Origin of the sequence: Nonomuraea mesophila, from assembly GCF_004352805.1 — a bacterium.
Taxonomy (GTDB): domain Bacteria; phylum Actinomycetota; class Actinomycetes; order Streptosporangiales; family Streptosporangiaceae; genus Nonomuraea; species Nonomuraea longispora.
Map to the genome: position 1 here is coordinate 1 of NZ_SMLD01000353.1, position 2558 is coordinate 2558.

The window sequence follows — 2558 nt, forward strand, 5'->3', positions numbered from 1 at the left end:
TCAAGCAGCTTTCTACAGTGCACCTATATAGCTGTTAGGGCCTGGAGCTGCGATGATTGGCATCGAAGGTCTGCTGGAGTTGGTGGCTGTCGCCCAGCGGCTCAAGGAGCAGAGCGCCCCGCGGGAAGGGGGTGCGGCATCACCGTCAGTCGGCGATCGGAGGGCGAGCCGGGCTCTCCACGACCCGGCCGACGACCTCCTCACCCATCGGATGGGGCGATTTGCCCGAAACGAGTCGGATTGCGGCGATTCGGATGCTGGCGCTGCTGGTGGAGCGACGGTTATCCCGCCCGGCGACGAGTCTGACCGGCGGCCCCGATGAGCAGGCAGGCGAACACATCCCCAGGGTTTCCGGCCAAGGTGAGGCGCGAGCACACCGACCGGATGGCAGTGGTGTACGTGCGCCAGTCGACCCGCCGCCAGGTGCTTGAGCACACCGAGTCGGCCCGGGTCCAGTACGCGCTGGTGGACCGGGCGGTGGCGCTGGGCTGGGCAGCGGCGCGGGTCAAGGTAATCGACGCCGACCTGGGCATGTCCGGCGCCAGCGCGCAGGGACGGCCGGGATTCGCCGAACTGGTGAGCGAGGTCGGGCTCGGACATGTGGGGATCGTGCTCGGGGTAGAGGTCTCCCGGCTGGCCCGCTCGGGCCGGGACTGGTATCAGTTGATGGAGCTGTGCGCGTTGGCGGGAACGCTGCTCGGCGACAGCGACGGGATCTATGATCCGGCTCAGTACAACGACCGGCTGCTGCTCGGGCTGAAGGGCACCATGTCGGAGGCGGAACTCCACCTGATCAAACAGCGGATGGCGGCGGGACGGCTGGCCAAGGCCCAGCGCGGCGAGTTGTTCTTCTCGGTGCCGACCGGCTATGTGCTGCGCCCCTCGGGAGAGGTGGTCAAGGACCCCGACGAGCAGGTCCAGACCGTCATCAGGCTCATCTTCGAGCTGTTCGACGAACTCGGCACGATCAACGCGGTCCTGGCCTACCTGGTCGAGCATCGGATCCAGCTGGGGATCCGGCTGCGAGAAGGAGTCGATCAGGGCGAGCTTGCCTGGCGTCGCCCGAACCGGATGACGCTGACCAACATCCTGCACAACCCGATCTACGCCGGGATCTATGCCTACGGCCGAAGCGGTGTCGATCATCGCAAGAAGGTTCCCGGTCGCCCGTTCACCGGGCGGGTGACGGTGCCGAGGCAACAGTGGCAGGTCGTCTTGCCGGACCGGGTGCCCGCCTACATCAGCGCTGCGCGGTATGAGCGCAACCTGGAGCGGATGGCGGCCAACCGGGCCCGCGCGGAGTCGGCGGGCGCGGCCCGCAGCGGCCGCGCCCTGCTGGTCGGGGTGATCCGGTGCGGCCGCTGCGGCCACCGGATGATCGTCCAATACCATCGCCGCGGCGACGACTCGCTGCACAACTACGTGTGTGTACGCGAGTACGCCGACCGCGGCGGGCCGCGCTGCCAGCAGCTGGCAGGTCCGTGTGTGGACGCGCATGTCACCGGCCAATTGCTTCAGATGATCGCTCCGGCGGCGTTGGAGGTGTCGCTGCGCGCCGCCGAGCAGATCGAGGCCGACCGTGCCCGGCTGGAGAAGCTGTGGCGGCAGCGGCTGGAGCGCGCCGCCTATGCCGCCGACCGGGCTCGGCGCCAATATCAGCTGGCCGAGCCGGAAAACCGCCTGGTGGTGCGGCAGCTGGAACGCGACTGGGAACAGGCGCTGGCCGAACTGGAGAACCTGCGCGAGGACCACGACCGGTTCCTGGCCACCCGGCCGCTGCTGCTGTCGGCCGCCGAGCGCGAGCAGATCCGCGCGCTGGCCGCAGATCTTCCAGCGCTGTGGCATGCCGACACCACCTCCAACGCCGATCGCAAGCAGCTCCTGCGCACCATCATCGAGGCCGTCACCGTCACTGTCCACGGTGAATCCGAGCAGGTCACCGCCCAGATCACCTGGGCAGGCGGACACACCACCACCGGCGACTTCGTCCGCCCCGTCGCCCGGCTGGAGCAACTGTCGTACTACCCGCGCCTGGCCGAGCTGGTCCTGCAGCTCGACGACGCCGGCCTGACCAGCGCCCGGATCGCCGACCGGCTTAATGCCGAAGGCTTACGCCCTCCCAAACGGTTCGCCACCTTCGGCGCCCAGGCCATCCGCGACCTGGTCCGCCGCCTGCGCACCACCACCGACCAGCCGGGCCGCACCTGGCCCACGCGCCGCCCGCCCGGCCGCCATGCCTGGTGGTCCGCCGAACTCGCCCGCGAGCTGGCCATGCCGCCGGTCACCCTCTACAACTGGATCCGCCGCGGCTGGGTCACCGCTCACCAAGAACCCGGCACCAGACTCTGGATCGTCACAGCAGACGCCGCCGAACTCGACCGGCTGCGCGCCCTTCGGGCCCTGCCTCACGGCTACCACAACCGCAGACGCTGGCAGCAGACGAACGCTTCCCCACCCGACGAACCAGTCACCGACAGCTGAACACCCGCTCTATACGCCAGGCTGTAGTTATCGGTGCATTGTGCTTGACAGATCTCCACCTCCAGCAGTTGCTTGTA

At 68.6% G+C, this 2558-nt stretch carries 1 protein-coding gene; it reads left to right on the top strand.

What is annotated here, in order from left to right; all coding sequences use genetic code 11:
• The first annotated feature begins 384 nt into the window (after positions 1-384).
• Positions 385-2481 carry a recombinase family protein gene (locus E1295_RS47925; RefSeq protein ID WP_220449271.1) on the top strand — a complete coding sequence of 699 codons (2097 nt, stop codon included), beginning with the start codon at positions 385-387 and terminating at the stop codon, positions 2479-2481.
• Positions 2482-2558 lie beyond the last annotated feature (77 nt).